Annotated in this window: 13 protein-coding genes; 6 read left to right on the plus strand and 7 right to left on the minus strand. The window is 41.9% G+C overall.

Annotated features, from left to right (window positions below; all coding sequences use genetic code 11):
- On the minus strand, positions 1 to 935 hold a 935-nt coding region (locus tag ACFE90_RS22920; protein WP_375504631.1), incomplete at its 3' end, for an aldo/keto reductase.
- Positions 936 to 1,035: 100 nt separating this feature from the next.
- On the minus strand, positions 1,036 to 1,533 hold the full coding sequence (locus tag ACFE90_RS22925) for a bifunctional nuclease family protein (protein ID WP_012406891.1): 498 nt from the start codon (positions 1,531 to 1,533) through the stop codon (positions 1,036 to 1,038).
- Between the two features lie 340 nt (positions 1,534 to 1,873).
- Here ACFE90_RS22925 and ACFE90_RS22930 point away from each other — a divergent pair, with 340 nt between their 5' ends.
- Positions 1,874 to 2,551: a riboflavin synthase gene (locus ACFE90_RS22930; protein WP_375504609.1), complete on the plus strand. Its 678-nt coding sequence runs from the start codon at positions 1,874 to 1,876 to the stop codon at positions 2,549 to 2,551.
- 114 nt (positions 2,552 to 2,665) lie between these two features.
- On the opposite strand, the gene ACFE90_RS22935 is transcribed toward ACFE90_RS22930, so the two are convergent.
- Positions 2,666 to 4,231 (minus strand): peptidoglycan DD-metalloendopeptidase family protein, encoded by a 1,566-nt coding sequence (locus ACFE90_RS22935; RefSeq protein WP_375504611.1) that lies wholly within the window; start codon positions 4,229 to 4,231, stop codon positions 2,666 to 2,668.
- Positions 4,232 to 4,321: 90 nt separating this feature from the next.
- Positions 4,322 to 5,140 (minus strand): biotin--[acetyl-CoA-carboxylase] ligase, encoded by an 819-nt coding sequence (locus ACFE90_RS22940; RefSeq protein WP_375504613.1) that lies wholly within the window; start codon positions 5,138 to 5,140, stop codon positions 4,322 to 4,324.
- 77 nt (positions 5,141 to 5,217) lie between these two features.
- Here ACFE90_RS22940 and pgeF point away from each other — a divergent pair, with 77 nt between their 5' ends.
- Positions 5,218 to 5,994: a peptidoglycan editing factor PgeF gene (pgeF, locus tag ACFE90_RS22945; protein ID WP_375504615.1), complete on the plus strand. Its 777-nt coding sequence runs from the start codon at positions 5,218 to 5,220 to the stop codon at positions 5,992 to 5,994.
- Between the two features lie 83 nt (positions 5,995 to 6,077).
- On the opposite strand, the gene ACFE90_RS22950 is transcribed toward pgeF, so the two are convergent.
- Together ACFE90_RS22950 and csaB are read right to left on the minus strand one after the other, a co-directional pair.
- Complete coding sequence (locus ACFE90_RS22950) at positions 6,078 to 7,553, minus strand: glycosyltransferase family 87 protein (protein WP_375504617.1); 1,476 nt, start codon at positions 7,551 to 7,553, stop codon at positions 6,078 to 6,080.
- Between the two features lie 243 nt (positions 7,554 to 7,796).
- Positions 7,797 to 8,840 (minus strand): polysaccharide pyruvyl transferase CsaB, encoded by a 1,044-nt coding sequence (gene csaB, locus ACFE90_RS22955; protein WP_375504619.1) that lies wholly within the window; start codon positions 8,838 to 8,840, stop codon positions 7,797 to 7,799.
- Between the two features lie 122 nt (positions 8,841 to 8,962).
- Between csaB and ACFE90_RS22960 the strand changes: the two genes are divergently transcribed.
- The 3 genes from ACFE90_RS22960 to hisA are packed head-to-tail and all read left to right on the plus strand — an operon-like array spanning position 8,963 to position 10,396.
- Positions 8,963 to 9,298, plus strand: coding sequence for a DUF2499 domain-containing protein (locus ACFE90_RS22960; RefSeq protein ID WP_375504621.1), 336 nt, complete (start codon positions 8,963 to 8,965; stop codon positions 9,296 to 9,298).
- The gene (locus ACFE90_RS22965) at positions 9,295 to 9,588 is read left to right on the plus strand and encodes a DUF3593 domain-containing protein (RefSeq protein ID WP_375504623.1); all 294 of its coding nucleotides are present in this window, start codon (positions 9,295 to 9,297) and stop codon (positions 9,586 to 9,588) included. Before ACFE90_RS22960 ends, ACFE90_RS22965 begins: the two co-directional genes overlap by 4 nt.
- Before the next feature lie 34 nt (positions 9,589 to 9,622).
- Positions 9,623 to 10,396, plus strand: coding sequence for a 1-(5-phosphoribosyl)-5-[(5-phosphoribosylamino)methylideneamino]imidazole-4-carboxamide isomerase (gene hisA / locus ACFE90_RS22970; protein WP_375504625.1), 774 nt, complete (start codon positions 9,623 to 9,625; stop codon positions 10,394 to 10,396).
- 203 nt (positions 10,397 to 10,599) lie between these two features.
- Here the strand turns inward: hisA and ACFE90_RS22975 are convergent, their stop codons facing one another.
- Positions 10,600 to 11,757, minus strand: coding sequence for a nucleoside hydrolase (locus ACFE90_RS22975; protein ID WP_375504627.1), 1,158 nt, complete (start codon positions 11,755 to 11,757; stop codon positions 10,600 to 10,602).
- Positions 11,758 to 12,210: 453 nt separating this feature from the next.
- Between ACFE90_RS22975 and ACFE90_RS22980 the strand changes: the two genes are divergently transcribed.
- On the plus strand, positions 12,211 to 18,087 hold the full coding sequence (locus tag ACFE90_RS22980; protein ID WP_375504629.1) for an AAA family ATPase: 5,877 nt from the start codon (positions 12,211 to 12,213) through the stop codon (positions 18,085 to 18,087).
- The last annotated feature ends 607 nt before the right edge of the window (positions 18,088 to 18,694 follow it).

Here is an 18,694-nt window from a genome sequence, read left to right on the forward strand (position 1 = left end):
TCGTATGCCACTGCAAGATTTCGTAACCGCAACACCTCGGGAATATTGATATTTTCTGGACAGGGCAAACAAGCATAACATTGGCTACACTTATCAGTTTCTAAAGCAACTTTTTGGTGATTTTCTAACCGTTCAAAAGCAGAATTTTCGGCTAATGTTAACTCTCCATCATAGTCAGCGATTCGCAAAGGTTTCCTTAATTCATCTGGGTTTGCTGGGCCGATACTCAAAGTAGTAATACGGTTATCTGAAAGTAAAAAGCGATAGCTTAACTCTAAGGGGAAATACGGTGAACAGAGGTCTTTTAGAGTTTGGGGTGGTGTATAGAGCCGTCCTCCCTTATCAGCAGGGGAAATAATGAAAATGCCCATGTCCTTTTCGGCAGCTAGTTGAATTGCTGGTGCGTGCCGTTGGAAAAAATAGTAATAATGCAGATTGACAAATTCAAAATAATCTGTATTTATTGCTGCCTGAATTAGCTCTAATGACCCGTGGCTAGAAAAACCAACGTGTCGCACTCGACCATCAGAAACAGCTTCTTCTACGGCTTGCATACAGCCATTTTTGGCTTGCACCCACTCTAAATGTTGCCAGGTGTTCAAGCCATGAACGCCTAAGCAATCTAAATAATCTAGCTGTAATCGTTCTAGGGATTCGTCGATGCACCGACGCATGGTGTCAGCATCTGTTGTGGCTGAGATTTTAGTAGTGATATAAAGCCTCGTTCGGGGTACTGACAACCCAGCTTTTAGCGCCCTACCAAGATACTCCTCACTTTTGCCGTAACCTCTGGCGGTTTCTAGATGATTAATTCCTAGTGCTAAGGCTTGTTCAATGGTCTGGTGAGCATTTTCAAAAGAAGCCAAGTAGCGCATTGTTCCCAAGGAAAAAACCGAGAGGCGCAGATTCGTTTTCCCAAAGCGTCGGTATTGCATCTTTGACAAAGAGTTATGAGTCATTCAATTTTAGATTTTGAATTTTGGATTTTAGATTCAAGGAAAAATCTAAAATCTAAAATCTAAAATCTAAAATTGCCTAGCTGTCGCCATTACCGAAGCGCTTAATCAAATCTTCAGGACGGAGATTGGAAATAAATTCACGGAAGGCTTGCTGTTCGGCTTCATCTGCATCACGATCAACAGGGATAGAAGCATCGGCAATCACTTCTTCCATAACCCAGATCGGGGTATTTGTACGGAGGGCAATGGCGATCGCATCGCTAGGACGTGCATCAATTTCTTTTTTGACCTCGCCTTGCTGGACGATTAAAGCTGCATAAAATGTATCCTTTTGCAGGGAATGAATAATCACCTTTTCTAGAGTCATATTCCAAGTCTCCAAAAGATTCACAATCAGGTCGTGGGTTAAGGGTCTGGGAGGCTTTTGATTCTCCAGTGCGCCCATAATTGCCCTAGCCTGTTCCTGACCAATGTAAATTGGCAAAGCCCGCCGATCTGAAGAATCTTTCAAAAGGACGATCGGGCTGCGGGTTATGGCATCTAATGCTATGCCAGCGACTTTCATTTCAATCATTGCCTAAGCCTCTACAATGCTTTGAGAGCCTTGGATGCTATGTAATAAATAGCACCCCTTTTTAGGCGGTTGAGCGACAGTAATAAACATAAGCATTCGTTCTCTATAATTGCTTCTATTAAACTCCGAACTTGTGGTGAAAACCAGAGTAAGTCAAATTGGTCTTCTTAGACAATAACGTTCTTACCCAAGTATGCCCTGTGAAGGATGCTAATGTGTTAATATTCCTATACGAAAAAAAGTCAGAAAATATACTTGGATGTTGGAGATTTCTGTGACAATTACCAATTGATTTCAAGCAAAAGTAGGCAATAAATAGAGTTAGTTTGACAAAAAAGCCGTGTTTACAGGATTAATCCAGGCATTAGGAACGATGGAACCCTTAGGGGGCGATTCTTGGCAAATTACTTGCGTAAGCCAGTCGGGTGAAGTAATTATGCAAGATTTGGCTTATGGTGACAGTGTTGCTGTAGATGGTGTTTGCTTGACAGTAGAAAAAGTTTTAAAAGACGGGTTTATTGCCACGGCTTCACCGGAAACGCTACGCCGCACAACTCTCGGAGGTGAGCAAACGCAGCAGAGATATGTCAATTTAGAAGCATCGCTAAGGGTGGGCAGTAAAGTTGGCGGTCATTTTGTGATGGGTCATGTAGACGGAATCGGTCGATTGCTAGTGGTAGAACAAACGGCTAGTTCTTGGGAAATGACCTTTATTGCATCCGAGGCGATCGCACGGTATATTGTCCCCAAAGGTAGCATAGCTGTCAATGGCATCAGTCTTACTGTAGCCGCTTATGAGCCAGAACTCTCTCAATTCAAGGTGGCAGTAATTCCCCTCACATACAGCGAGACAAATCTTCGCTATTTGGTTTCTGGAAGTTTGGTGAATTTAGAAGGGGATATTCTCGGCAAATACGTCGAAAAATTCGTTTACCCTGATAATTCACACACCACCACTGATGAAACTAGTATGGATGGCATTACACCCGCATTCCTAGCAGAACACGGGTATTTGTAATTTCGGAATGGGGTATGGGGCATGGGGCATAGGGCATAGGGCATAGGGCATTGGTTTCTCCCTTATCCCCCTCATCCTCCTCATCTCCCAGTCCTCAGTCCCCAGTCCCCAGTCTCAGCTGCCTGGTTCCCGGCTTACCTGAGCAGTTTGTAAGCCTCGCACTAACTGGCTGAGGGCGCTTTGTAATTCTACGCCTGGGTCAGTAGCAACCCACCCGTTCGGTGTAAGATGGCGAACTTCAAAGTGCAGGTGAGGGCCTGTGGAGTTCCCAGTGCTGCCAACTAGGCCGATAACAGTTCCAGGTTGTACCCATTGACCGGGTTGAACAAGGATTTGTGACATGTGACCGTAGAGAGTTTGTTCAGCAGATTTGTGATTTAGAATCACGGTTAAACCATAACCACCCACCCAGTTAGCAGTTTCCACTTGACCAGCAGCAGCTGCCAAAACTGGCGTACCCGTAGGCGCACCTAAGTCTGTACCAGCATGGAAGCGTTGATTACCTGTGATTGGATGAATTCGCCAACCAAATACAGAAGTGATGGCAGCAGGTATAGACAATGGATACATCATTCCCGTACCACTATAGGCAACTCTATTTATGTAGGGGATTTGCGGCAACACTGATGCTAGAGAGAAGTCATAAGCTACGTTGCTGGGGCGTGGTGCAATGTTGCCATCTGCCATTGGTGGAGGCAAAGTTCCGCCACTAGGTGCGATGGGAGTTGCACTCACTTTTGTGGGGCTGAACTCGGCAGGACTTGGTATAAACCGATTAGGGCGAAATCCGCTCTTGGTGACACCGCTAGAACCACTTTGAGTTGGAGTAGCACGCCATCTGCTGGTGTTGCCAGTAGAAGATGCAATCTGCCGCACAGGTGGAACTACTGGTAATTGTGCATTTTGACTTCTTCTAAGCCAAGTAGGTGCTGGTTTACTATTAGAATCAGCTACACTCCTTTGCGGTACTTTGGCGCAAACGCCGCCTAATACACTTTGCCCTGATGGCAAAATGGCTCGACAACCACTGGAGCGTTCTGTGAGAATTACAGAATTTGGTGCTTGATAAGTAGCTGTGGCACCACTGTCATAACTATTAGGATCAATATAGGCGTTATTATAATCCTTGGTTTTTTCCGCAGTTGCACTGACAGGGCTGTTCGAGTTAGTTGATGGTTGAGCAACTTCTGGAAGTTTTTCAGGTAAAGAGCGGAAAGGGGTATTGGGTTTTTCCTGTCTCACCCGTACAGGAGTAACTTGGGATGCTTCTACCTTGGGTTTTGACTGTCTGATAATCACAACAGGTTGAGCAGCTTCGATTTTGGGTGTAGGCTGCCTAACTGGCTCTTTTAATTGAGCAACCTCTGGCTTGCTTAATCTCTTTCTGAGTCTGGCTCGCCGTTGGGAAAATTCCGGTTGCGCTTGAGCGGCTTCCGGCGCAACAGACTGCTTTTTAACTGGATTTGTAACTGCTGTTGGCTGGGAACTTTCAACTGTGGGAACGATGTTGTCTATTTGTGTTTCCGTTTGGGCAAACACAAAGCCGCCGCTAAGGAGGCTGACGCTACTCAGCCAACAGAGGCTCTGAGCTGGTAGTGTTGAGGCAAAACGTTTTTTTGTTAGACCTTGCTGCCATAAGTAATGCAAACGATGAGGGGCAGAATTTTTGCGCTGCGTCATTTGTTCTCTCAGTTGTGTGTAATTAGCCTAAAGAGATGATGCTAGTGGTTTGTCTTGCCCAAAGAGCGGAATTTTGAACAAACCTCAAATTTAAACGGAAGATTTATGGTATCCCAAACTGATTGTACCGGGTTCAATATAAATTTCCGGTGTAATTAGTTCCTTTGTCTCATGTGTTTCTAAATCAACTCGTAAATTTCCTTGAGGAGTCACCCCAACTACTTTACCTGAAATATTGTTGACGTAGACTTGATCGCCCATATTTATAAGCAAATCTAAATAGCGAGACAAGAGTACCTTTACTCCTTCTTGGTAAAGGCACTCCATACCGGATTCTATTCCCAGCAAGACTTTAGAGGTGAGCATTTCCAGACAAGAAATTGGTCTGAAATCTTGAGAAGCTTGCCACGATTCCAGATTGATTCCAGTTTCTGGTACTGGATTTGTCCAGTTAATACCAACACCAATTACTGCTTGAGTGATTTGTCCTTTGTTTACTTTGGTTTCTGTCAAAATGCCGCCTAGTTTGCGACCATTTAAAACTAAATCGTTGGGCCATTTTATCCCAACATCAATACCGCATTGGCGCAATTGAGATGCAATTCCCCAAGCAGTAGCAAAAGTTAGCTGGTAGCTGTCAGTAGCCTCTATTTTGTGGTCGAAAGAAATCGCCACGGAAACATATAATCCCCCAACCGGAGAAATCCACTCACGGCCCCATTGTCCCCGTCCAGCAGATTGCACAGTTGCGATTACGACTGTTCCTGAAATAGCCCCTTGGTTAAGTAAGTTCCAGAGGGTTTGGTTAGTTGAAGAGACGCTTTCAAAAAAGTGAAGGGAGAATGGTAAATATGTATACTTACGCGCTGCCTTCAAGGCTGCTTCCAAGTTTTGCAAATTAAATCCCACAGCAGTTAACCCAAATTCCGTTGTTCAAGTTAGCATTGATTGGCTAATGAGTGATTTCTGTTTAGGTTTGGTTGAAGATGCACACTTGGCACTGGCGCAATTGGGAAGGACTGCCCTATCTAACTTGTAGTATTCTGGAACGTTGGCATCACGGCTTCTTTACCCAGCAGTTTTGGCCGCGATCGCCACAAGTTATCACAGAAGTATTGCAACCAGAGGCATCAGTCTATCGCTTAAAGCAGGTTCATGGCAATACTGTTCTCACCCCCCAAGAAGTTGAAAGCTTCTTAAGCTCTGCTGAGGAGGATTTAGCATCGGCGGATGGTTTAGTTAGCGAACAGCCTCTCCAAGCCGTTTGGGTAGCTAGTGCAGATTGTACACCCGTGCTGATTGGGGATGTGCAAACTGGACGGGTGGCAGCATTACACGCAGGCTGGCGAGGGACTGCCAAGAAGATTGTCCCATTAGCGATCGCTCGATTACAATCTCAAGGTAGCAAACTTGATGATTTGAGAATTGCGATGGGCCCAGCGATCGCTGGTGAGGTTTACCAAGTCTCTATTGAAGTGGCTGCTGAAATTGGGGCTAGTATTGTACCACATGAAGAAGAAGAAATTGTTAGTGCATTACATGAATTACCAAATTCACCCTTATTGGAAGACCCCAATCCAGGAAAGGTAAGGTTAGATGTCCGGCGAGTGAATACCTTACAACTGGAAAATATGGGGATTAGTGCAGAACAAATTGCGATCGCACCTTATTGTACTTTCCAAACTCCAGAGCATTTCTTTTCTTACCGCCGGGAGAAAGAGAAAAAAGTTCAATGGTCTGGGATTGTTAGCGGTAAAAGGTAAATCTGATTTTAAACTTTAGCATCAATATGAGCAAATAATTACTAATTCGTAATTCGTAATTGCTAGGACTTACGAATTATGAATCATATCTCAATTCGATTCAAAGGTTTAAATTTCATCACTTGTTTTTGACGAAGGGAACTAATTGCTAAGACTAAAATACTTAAAGTGATTCCTAAAACTGCATAACTCGGTAGAGCGAAGATAGTTATTTTCATAATGTATGGCAATTCTCCTGCTTTCACGTTCCATCGGTTTGCTAGAGAGTGGATAAGCCAGCCATGAATAACTGCTGTTTGCACTGTAAGACAGCAAACCCCTGCTAACCAAACAGACATTCTTTTCCTAGAAAATTTACAATTCCTGATCTGATATAGCAAATCATTTAGCAAAAAAACAACAGCAGGTATTAACATCACAGAACTCGTTTCCTGCGAATAGGTGATGCCAATACTCAAGCAAGAAACTATTGCCATTTCTGCTAAATATATTTTTTTTGACCAGTCGGTGAGAGATTGCTGTATATACCAATACCAACCCGCCAAACTAAGAAGTATTAAAACAATTAAGTTTGACAAAAGCTTGGCAAAGAATGGGTTATTGGGAAGTAATCTTGGCCCCACAACCATCAAATCAAGACGACTGATCGATATATAAGGGCTAACTGCGGGATCGTTTTGCCAGAGGGAAAATCCACGAAATGCATCCGAGACAAATTGTGTCAAAGAATTACCTGTCAAGGCTAGACCTAAAAATGCTAGACAAGTTACTGTGATAACAGATACAAAAACTAGAGAGAACCGTCTTTTAAGTAGAAAATACAGAACGAATAATGCAGCTAATGTTGGTTTAAAAAGGGCAATCCCCAAGCAAATTCCTGCTGGAATATCCTGATTTTTTTTAGCAAAGATAAACATCCATAAGATAAGAACTGCAATAAAAATTGCAACATTACCAACTTGAAGATCGCGAATAACGCCATAAATCAAGGCAACCGAAATTGTGCAAATAGTTCTGAAAGATCGCGACTTAGACTCTAGTAATATATTCGCTCCCCACAAGCCTAAACCAATTGCTAATATATGCATTAAAATCGAGATTTTAAATGCAGTATTCATCGAAAAATAACCGAGAAACCAGATGAGAGGAATAATATTAGGTGGATAAACAAACGGTGGAAGAGAGCCACACACCGTAGTTATGCTACAGAAAATCTGATTAAAAATCTCGACATTAAAAGGACTCAGATGCTGATGAGCCAATTTACTCGCCACATAATACCACTGAAAATCCCATAAAGGTGGATTTGGCTGGTTTAGAAAATAAAGTAGCCAACCTGTATAACAGAGGAATCTTGTAACGATTAATACAACAGCTGCTTGGAGGAGAAAGTTAACAATTGGTTGACGAAAAAATTGTATCAACCGTTGGCTCACAGAAGATTTTAAGAATAAAGAATTTTTCCAGGCTGCCTTTTCTTCATCTAATCGCCAATTATTTTTGAGAACTAAAGTAACTAAAATTACTATAATTAAGTTCCAAAAACCAAAGCTGATCATTAGAATTATCTCAATAATTATTTTTGCATTTAGTAAATAATATCGCTAAAGTGAATCTGGATAATAAATACTGAGGTATTTTTATAACCACTTCATAAAATTTTGACAATTACTCCCTTCCTGCCAAAAGAATGATTAATAAAAGTCGGAAAAGAGGTATTTACGTAGACATATAAAACGATTTTTTATACAATATGTCAAGTCTATAAGTTTTGCATTTTATTAGCTCTACATTGTTTAATCTTACTTATTACATAAAGCGTGGCTCAACAACTCGCGGTGCATTAATGCTCTATCTACTAAAGATTGTATTTGGTCTGGTGATAACGGATCACCATTAGCGTAATGCTCCATCCAAGTCAGACTAATCAAATTGGGGTCATCTGGTAAACTAGCTAAATCCCATCCAGGCATTTCCAAGTCTTCCATGAGACGATTTACTTTAGGATCATAACTGAGAGCAAAGCAGCGACAACCAACAGATGCAGCCATAATCAAGCTGTGCAGGCGCATCCCAATCGCCATTTCAACGCCGCGAAACACACCTTTTAAAAGTTGTGGATCTTCCAGACATAAAATCTTGCTAACCTCTTTAAGGTGTGGTTGAATGGCTTCGGCAATACTTAAATCTTCACTTTTTTGAAATGGTAGTAGTAGAAGAAAAGTTTGCGTAGCTTTTTGGAAGTCAACCAAAGCACGGGTTAAGTTTGCTAGGCGTGTTTCTGTAAGCTGAGGATGCGATCGCAACGTTACCGCAACTCTCGGCGCAGGTAAATCCCAAAGTCCTGGAACTGGTTTTGACTCCAACGCCCAAACCGGGTCAGGAGCTATAATACAAGGAATTTGCCAATCAGATAATAAAGCAGCACTGGCGCGATCGCGGACACTAATTTTGGTACAATTACCAAAGGTTTGCCGTGCCAACCAACGAGTTTGCGGACGTACTAACGGGCCAATACCCTGCGCCCAAGCAACAGTTTTCAAACCCATTTTTTGCGCTAATGCCATCAGTCCGCCATAATAAAATGGGCTGATAGTACTGGTAACATCCTGAATGAGACTCCCGCCGCCCCAAATCAAGGCATCACTTGAGCGTAAAGCTTGCAGTACAGGTAAAAAAGCCATGCGATCGCATGTTTCTACATTGTAGCGATCGCGCGTTTCCTCTGGATTCCCCGAAAGTACCACAGGAGTTATGTGAGATGGTAACATTTGCAAAAGCGTTGCTAACAAAGCTTCGTCACCACCATTACCTTTACCGTAATATCCAGACAATAACGCCCGCATCTTGACCATTTTGGATTTTGGATTTTAAATTAACAACTTTTTTAACGTAGCTATATTGATCTATATAAAGAAAGATGTGAAAACTCCTAACTCTTAACTCCCTACTCCCCACTCCCCACTCTATGCAAGCCCTTTCGATTCCCACCTGGATTATTCATATTTCTAGCGTTATTGAGTGGATTGTTGCCATTTGGTTAATTTGGACTTATGGCGAACTCACTGGTAATCGCAATTGGTGGGGATTATCCCTTGCCATGTTACCAGCTTTAGTCAGCGCCTTATGTGCCTGTACCTGGCATTATTTCGACAACGCCGAATCTCTAGAATGGTTGGTAACGCTTCAAGCTACCATGACCTTAGTTGGTAATTTTACCCTTTGGGTAGCAGCGTACTTGATTTGGCGTTCTACCAAGTCTCCTGACACTGTTGAACCAAAACCTATCAAATCAGAGCAATGATTTCTAAAGAAACCCTGTTTGCACTTTCACTGTTTCCCTATTTGGGTTTCTTGTGGTTTATCAGCCGCAGTCCGCAAATGCCACGTTTAGCGCTGTATGGATTTTACGGTACTCTCGTCTTTGTTGCCATCACCATCCCAGCCGGAATTTATGCTGTATTGCATTATGGCAAGTCTTTAGCCAATGTAGATTGGTTGCACGGTAGTGCAGAAGTATTTTTGACCCTTTCTAACATCTTGCTTGTGATGGGTTTTGGGCAAGCTGTAAGGCAATTAAAAATGAAAAACTAGTGTTTGATTGCATTGAGCTATGAGGAAAAAGTAAATGGATGTAATTCCAGCGATTGATTTATTAGAAGGTCGCTGTGTGCGACTATATCAGGGAGACTACGATCGCTCACAAGTTTTTAGCGAAAATCCTGCTGATGTTGCCAAACAGTGGGTAGATCAAGGTGCTACTAGATTGCATATAGTTGATTTAGATGGTGCTAAAGCAGGTAAAGTAGTAAATCTGGGGGCAATTGAAGCGATCGCTAATGCGGTGTCAGTGCCTATTGAAATTGGTGGAGGATTGCGCGATCGCACCAGCGTGCAACAAGTCTTTAATCTAGGCATACAGTGGGCAATTCTCGGAACTATCGCCGTAGAACAACCCCAGCTAGTGCAACAGCTGTGTGAAGAATTTCCTGGGCAGATTATTATTGGCATTGATGCCCGTAACGGCCGAGTAGCAACTCGCGGTTGGTTAGAAACCTCAGAAGTTTTAGCAACCCAACTGGCTGTACAAATGCAAGAATTGGGTGCAGCCGCCATCATTTACACAGATATCCACCGAGATGGTACACTTATTGGCCCCAATTTAGAAGCTTTGCGAGAACTTGCAGCAGTAATTTCCATCCCGATAATTGCCTCTGGTGGAGTAAGTTCTGTTACCGATTTGTTGAGTTTGTTAGCGTTAGAACCTCAAGGCGTGACTGGTGTGATTGTCGGACGTGCCTTGTATACTGGGGATATTTTACTCAAAGAAGCGTTGCGAGCGATCGGGCCAGGGAGGATTCAGGATATTCCACCCAATCTAGGTTTTTCTACTTTTGCTTAATATTTTCTGGCTTTGGTCAAACTGTAGGGCTACTGTGTACACCATAGAATTGTAGGGTGGACAAATATTTGCCCATCCTACAAACTTTTTTGATACTAGTACAGCACGGCGGAAATAAACCATCCATTCAAAATTAATAAAACCCCTACGGTGTATACCTATTTAGATTTTAAATTTTGACTTCCGCCTTGCAGTACTAGTGCTTAGAATTGCCGCTTAATTTGGAAAGTAATTCCTGCTGCACCCAAGACCAAAATACCCAAGATAGGACTAGATTCAGGAACAGACTCTGTTTCTAGATATGAGAAAATCTCGCCAGCACTGAAAGGCAAATTATTGAAACTAGGATTTAACGAAACTAGAACATTAGGAGGTAAATTAGGAACAGCAAGAGTTTGTCCTTGAGTGGTTCCTGGATCTGAGAGTGTATCTACTTCCAAGTGCAAAGGAGTTTCCTCTGAGAAATTTGGTTCACTAAGGTTAATAGCAGCAACTAAATCCCAAGCTGGATTCGGGTCATTGTTACTTTGAATAACTGTTAAAGCAAAGTCCAAAAATTCCGCCGCTAGCTTGCTTTCAGGTGTTCCAGTTGCTAGCCATGCTTGTTGATCGGCACGAGAAAAGCCAATTTTCTTTGTTGCATCTAGAGGAGTCAACTGAATTTTTAATCCTTGTGATCCTGCGGCAAATACTTCTTGAGCCGCTAAAGGATCGACCCAGATGTTAAACTCCCCAACAGTGTTGGTTGAAAATGGAGGATCAGGAAGGACGGTGAGATTTCCTGGTACGAAGACAGCGCCTCCCATAATTTGGACGACAGCAATGTTGCTAATAATGGAGGGATCAAGTCGCAAAGCTTCGGCAATATTAGTTAAACTGCCGGTTGCTAAGATTGCTACAGGTTCAGGAGACTGCTTAATTTTCTCCACAATCAATTCTGCTGCTGATCGCCTTTCAACTGGTGGTGCTGTGTCTGGTAGTTGGACAAAGGGAGACCAAAAAGTTTCTGCACCATCACGAATGAATTCTGGAAAAGCATTGTTTCCAGCCAAAGGATCGGCTCTACCAATACCAACAGGGATACCAGATACTTCTAGTCTTCCTAACATCCGTTCCACATTATTCACAAAGCTTGCTGGACGGGCAATACCTTGGGCGATCGTAATTGCTTGAATATCAAATTTGGGATTCGCTAACATATAGGCTAAAGCTGTCATCCCATCTTGACTACCATCATCATCAACGATCAAAGGGGTTGGCTTAAAATCAGCAGCAAATACAGTTTGACTAAAGAAAGCTCCTGATGTTAATAACAACAGTGCAGCATTTGAAAATGCTTGATACACAAGACGTATATTCATGATAAAATCAAGGTTTCCTGATTCTTCGGAAAAACAGTTAAGTGGAACTTATGAAATCTAAGGGTATCAATAATGCCATAACCTTAGCTAAGTTACCGCAGCCACCATAAAGCTTATCATCACTGTTGTCATTTTATAGACAGTCGTTCCCAGGATTTATAGTGAGTCATAATTCCCAGGTTTCCTCTGTTATAAAGACGTTGAAATCACAGCACCTTAATTTTTTAAATAAACTTAAATTTTTTTGCTTAATCTTTTCTCGCTTTGATGAGAACTCCACACATTAACTCGAAGTACCGACTACGGTGTGGGATTCTTACCACCCCTCACTAGACGCTTGGTTGGAGTTTTTGTCCGATACCTAATTTGTAAACCATTTTTTGCCCACCTTAGCTGTAAATATTGCGATGGTTTTGGGAACCCTAGATACTGAGGTTTCAAAAATTAAGTCGTATGGTCAGCATTCCCGGATATGACGTTAGCAAAGAACTCTACAACGGTTCCCGAACCTTAGTTTATCGCGCTGTTCGAGAAACTGACCAAAAGCCTGTGGTGATTAAGCTGATGAAAACTGCTTATCCCAGTTTCAGTGAATTGGTACAGTTTCGTAACCAGTTCACTATCGCCAAAAATCTGAATCTACCTGGAATCATCCAAACCTACAGCCTGGAACCCTATCAGAATGGCTATGCGTTAGTAATGGAAGATTTTGGGGGAATTTCTCTCAACCTGTGGCAAGGGAGAGGAGAGAATGGGGGGATGAGGGTAACAGCACAAGCTCTCATTGAGTTTTTACAAATAGCGATCGCTCTGTGCAATACATTAGATATTCTAATTCGTCATCGGATCATTCACAAAGATATTAAACCCGCCAATATTTTAATTAATCCAGAAACTAAAGAAGTTAAATTAATTGACTTTAGTATTGCATCTCTGCTGCCACGAGAAACTCAAGTCCTTATGAGTCCTAATGTGCTAGAAGGGACACTCGGCTATTTGTCTCCAGAGCAAACTGGACGGATGAATCGGGGAATTGATTACCGGACTGATTTTTATTCTCTGGGTGTAACATTTTACGAGTTACTATCAGGGCAATTACCATTTAAATCGCACGAACCAATGGAATTGGTACATTGTCATATTGCCAAACTTCCGCCTTTAGTACATGAGATTAATCCGCAAATTGCGCCTGTACTCTCATCTATTGTTAGCAAATTGATGGCAAAAAATGCCGAAGACCGCTATCAAAGTGCATTTGGGCTGAAATATGATTTAGAAAATTGTTTGGCTCAACTCAATAAAACGGGGAATATTGCAAGTTTCCCAATTGCCCAGAGGGATGTGTGCGATCGCTTTATTATCCCAGAAAAACTCTATGGTCGTGAGCATGAAGTTGAAACTCTGCTAAAAGCCTTTGACCGCGTTAGCAACAATCAGACGGAACTAATGCTGGTGGCTGGTTTTTCTGGTATTGGTAAAACTGCTTTAGTCAACGAGGTTCACAAACCCATTGTCCGACAACGAGGCTACTTTATCAAAGGCAAATATGACCAATTTAATCGTAATATTCCCTTTTCTGCTTTTGTGCAGGCGTTTCGAGACTTAATGGAGCAATTGGTGAGTGAAAGTGATGTCCAATTGTCAACTTGGAAAAATAAAATTTTACAAGTGCTGGGTGATCAGGGGCAAGTCATTCTTGAGGTAATTCCCGAACTCGAACAAATTATTGGTCAACAACCACCTGCAACAGAACTTTCACCAAGTGCAGCCCAAAATCGCTTCAATTTACTTTTCCAAAAGTTCATTCAGGTATTCACCACAAAAGAACATCCATTAGTAATTTTCCTCGATGATTTGCAGTGGGCCGATTCTGCATCACTCAAATTGATGCAGTTGCTGATGAACAAATCAGGAAGTGGCTCTTTACTTTTAATTGGGGCTTATCGAGACAATGAAGTATCTACCGCGCATCCGTTGATGTTGACTTTAACGGATATTCGCAAAGCTAATGCTACGATTCACAACATTACTTTAGCCCCGTTAAGTAAAGCCAGTTTAAATCAATTGCTGGTTGATACTTTGAGTTGTTCGGGTAAAATTGCTCAACCTCTAACGCGACTCGTCTATCAAAAAACTCAGGGAAATCCATTTTTTATAACGCAATTTCTGAAAGTATTGTATGAAGAGGGACTAATTACTTTTAATTTGGAACAAGGGTACTGGCAATGTGATATTGCTGGTGTGAAAACACTTGCTCTCACAGATGATGTGGTAGAGTTCGTAGCACTACAGTTGCAGAAATTGCCAGCAGCAACGCAAAATGTGTTGAAATTAGCCGCGTGCATTGGCAACCAGTTTGATTTGTTAACCTTAGCAATTGTTTCTGAACAATCGGAAACCGAAACGGCAGCATCTTTATGGAAAGCTTTGCAAGAAGGGTTAGTTTTACCTACTAGTGAAGTTTATAAATTATTTCAAGATAGCGGCCATGATTCTGACTCAAACCCCTTCAATTCAAATTTCCAAGTCCCCACCTATAAATTTTTACATGACCGGGTGCAGCAAGCGGCTTACTCTCTGATTCCAGGTGAGCAGAAACAATTTACCCATCTTAAAATTGGTCAATTACTCTTGCAAAATACCTCTGAGTCTCAGCAAGAGGAGCGAATTTTTGAGATTGTCAGTCAGTTAAATCGGGGAATATTGCTAATCACCCAGCCAGATGAACGTCAACAATTAGCTCAATTAAATCTGAATGCTGGTCGAAAAGCGAAAGAAGCTACCGCTTATGGTGCAGCAATGCATTACTTCAATTCGGGAATGGAATTGCTGACAATTAATAGTTGGAAAATCGCCTACGGATTAACTCTAAGTTTACACGAAGAGGCCGCCGAAGCTGCCTTTCTCAGTAATCAATTTGAGCTTATGGAATTTCTGATCCAGGTTGTTATCCAACAAACAACCACCTTATTGGATAGAGTGAAAGTTTATGAAGTTCAACTCCAAGCTTATCAGGTGCAGGGTCAACCATTGCAAGCGATCGCAGCTGGGCGTGAACTTCTCAATCAACTTGGGGTAACATTACCCGCATCAGTAACACCTTCCGACATTCAGCAATATGTAATAAACACGCTCTCCACCTTGGCAGGCAGAAGTATTGAGGGCTTAGTTGATTTGCCATTGATGGATGATACCAAAGCTTTGGTTGCTTTGCGGATTATCGCTAGCATCGCTCCCGCCATCCACCAGACTTCTTCCTATTTGTTACCAATTGTTGCCTGCGAACAGGTGAATTTATCTCTTAAATACGGCAATGCACCACTATCTGCACCAGGGTATGCAGATTTTGGAATTGTACTTAATACTTGTAACCAACTGGATTCAGGCTACGAATTTGGCAAGCTAGGTTTAATGCTTGTAGATAAATTTCAAGCAAAATCTGTTCAAAGCATGACTATATTTAAGGTAGCTGCATTGAATCAATGTAATAAACAACATGTTCGCACCTCAATTAGTTTATTACAGGAATCCCATAATATTGGGTTGGAGACAGGTGATTTTTTCCATGTGCTTGCATCCATGATTTTCAAGTTATTCTATGTCTATTTAAGTGGCACAGAAGTTTTGGAAATCTTCCTAACAGATATCAAAGCCTACGAATCTAATTTTGCCAAAAATCAGCGCTTATTAAATTGGTCGAATATAATCTGTCAAAGCATTAAAAATCTAACCGAATATAGCAACAATCCAGAGTGCCTCATTGGAGAATATTGTCAAGAAGAACAAATTTTATCTGCGCTTATCAAAGAAAACGACGAATTAACACTTCATATATTTTTCCTAAATAAGTTAACACTCAGTTATTTGTTTGAGAATTTTCCTGCGGCAGTTGAGAATGCAAATCAGGGAGAGCAATATCTCAACGGTGGCACAGGAATGCTATCTGTGCCTGTCTTCTATTACTACGATTCTTTGTCCCGGCTTGCTGTCTATCCAACGGCTGAACCGTCTCAACAGGAGAAATTACTATTAAAGGTTGGCGAAAACCAGGAAAAATTGCAGTTTCGAGCCAAATTCGCACCGATGAATTTCCAGCATAAATTTGATTTGGTGGAAGCAGAACGCCATCGGGTTCTGGGCGAAAAAATGGCAGCAATGGAACTATATGATCGCGCCATTTCTCTTGCTAAAGAAAACGAATACATCCAAGAAGAAGCTTTGAGCAATGAGCTAGCTGCCAAGTTCTACCTCGACTGGGGCAAAGAAAAAATCGCCCAAGCTTATATGCAAGAAGCTTATTACTGCTATGCCCGTTGGGGCGCTAAAGCCAAAACTGACAACTTAGAAAAATACTATCCTCAACTTCTTGCTCCCATCTTACGAGCGCAACTTAATCACTTTCAACTGAGTTCAACCGTCGATGGATCATCATTCCCACATCAAACCATCCACACAAACCTTTCTAGCAGCAGTATTTCTGAAGCCCTCGATTTTGCCACCATCTTTAAAGTCTCACAAACTCTCTCTAGTGAAATTCAATTAGAGCAATTGCTCACTACCCTCTTGCAAGTGGCGATGGAAAATGCTGGAGCGAAAAAAGCTGCCCTACTTGTACTCGAACAGGGCAACTTAGTGGTTAAAGCTGTAGCCACCATCAATGAAGGGGTGACTTTAGTATCTGTACCATTGTCAAGCAGCCAAAATATTCCAATCGCATTGGTAAACTATGTCAAACACAGCTTAAAAACTGTGGTGCTGGATGATGCAATAGTAAAAAACGATTTTATTACTGACCAATATTTGATGCAGCAACAACCCAAAAGTGTGTTGTGTACGCCGATTTTGCGTCATGGCCAATTAATCGGGTTACTATATCTGGAAAATAAGTTGACGATTGGCGCATTTACAAGCGATCGCACCGAAGTTATCCAACTGCTATGTACCCAAGCCGCCATTTCTCTAGAAAATGCCCGTCTTTATCAAGAATCTCAAAATTATGCCCATCAACTAGAGCGATCGCTTGTTCAACTCCGTGTCAGTGAAGCCCGCTTCCAGAAACTCGCTGATAATATTCCTGGGGCAATTTACCAACTACGTATCGATGCTGACGGTTCAGCTTCAATGCCCTACGTCAGTTCTGGCTGCTACAACCTTTATGAGGTGACAGCAGAGGAAATAATGACAGGAACGCAAAGTGTTCGTTCTCTGGAACATCCAGATGATTTTGCCAGCATTCAGCAGGCAATAAGCTACTCTGTTGAAAACATGACACCATTTCGACACGAATGGCGAATTATCACACCTTCCGGAACCGTGAAATGGATTCAAGGTGCATCCCAACCAGAGCGACAAGCGGATGGCTCGATTGTATTAGATGGCTTAATCATGGATATTAGCAAACGTAAACTTGCTGAAGCCGCACTACAAGAGTCGGAAGCTCATTTACGCCACAAATCTCAGGATTTAGAACAAGCGGTGCAAAATTTCCAACAAGCCCAATTACAAATGGTGCAAAATGAAAAAATGGCAACCTTGGGCAACTTGGTTGCAGGAGTGGCACATGAAATTAATAATCCCATTGGGTTTCTCAAAGGCAGTGTCAACAATGCCGAAGAGTATATTCAAGACTTACTCGCCCATATCCAATGCTACCAAGAACATCATCCCACTCCTGCGATCGCAGTCATTGAGCATGGCCAAGAAATTGACCTAGAATTCTTGGCTGAGGACTTACCAAAGTTAGTAAGCTCGATGAAGGTGGCTTCAGAACGGATTAAGGACATTAGCATCAGTCTCCGCACCTTCTCCAGAGCCGATACTACCGAAAAAGTTGCTTGTAATCTCCATGAAGGGATTGAGAGTACGCTGTTGATTTTGAAGTATCGCCTCAAAGCTAACGAAAAACGTCCAGCCATTCAAGTCATCACGGAATACGGAGAATTACCCCCTGTCAAATGTTTTTTAGGGCAGTTAAATCAAGTATTTATGAACATTATTGCTAATGCAATTGATGCCTTAGATACATCCACTGAAGGATGTTCTTTTGCCCAAGCGCAAGCCAATCATCAGCAAATACTGATTCACACCGAAGTATCCAGTGACCAACGCACGGTAGCAATTCGCATTAGAGATAACGGTCAGGGGATGCCAGAGGAGGTTAGAGCGCGGATTTTTGACCACCTGTTTACAACTAAAGAGGTTGGCAAAGGTACGGGATTAGGATTAGCGATCGCTCGTCAAATTGTTGAGGAAACCCATGATGGGCGGTTGAGTTGCAATTCTGTGCTTGGCGAAGGAACAGAGTTTGTCATTGAGATTCCAGTGTCTTAATGGCTAATACTCCGATTTCAAAATGTACAGACTTGTAAGATGGGCAAATAGTTGCTTATCTTACACACTTATAGGACTTACGTAAAACTACACGCGGTAGGAGCAACGCAAAGGCATCATGCCAGCTAAGTACTAAATAAGTCACGAGTAACAAACCGCACGGAGGCTGCAACTACGGCTGTGTAAGTCTAATGTGTTTAATAGCGGTGATACAACCAAGTTACTTCTGAAAAATTTATATTGCAAAGTTTTAAGATGAGTGATTTTGTCAAGTCAGCGATCGCTGACTTATATATTAAGATTTGTATTTATTCCGTTAAAAGTGAAGCCTTCTACAGATGTAACATTATTTACTAACCTTTTCTAGTTAAACTCAAATTTTCTGTGATATATTTCTGTAATGAACAATATCCGTGATGTATGTAATATTGTAGTAAATTTTAAAATTTAGTATTATGTCTAGTCAAGAACAAAATTCCAATCAAGCATTTAAGCAAACACAAGTTATCGGAACAAAGAAGAAGAAACCACAGCCTCCCGCAGACATCAAAAAACCAAACAAAACTGAATAAAAAGTATTATATAACGTTTCCTAATTATATATAAG

The sequence above is a fragment of the uncultured Nostoc sp. genome, from assembly GCF_964245445.1.
Taxonomy (GTDB): domain Bacteria; phylum Cyanobacteriota; class Cyanobacteriia; order Cyanobacteriales; family Nostocaceae; genus Nostoc.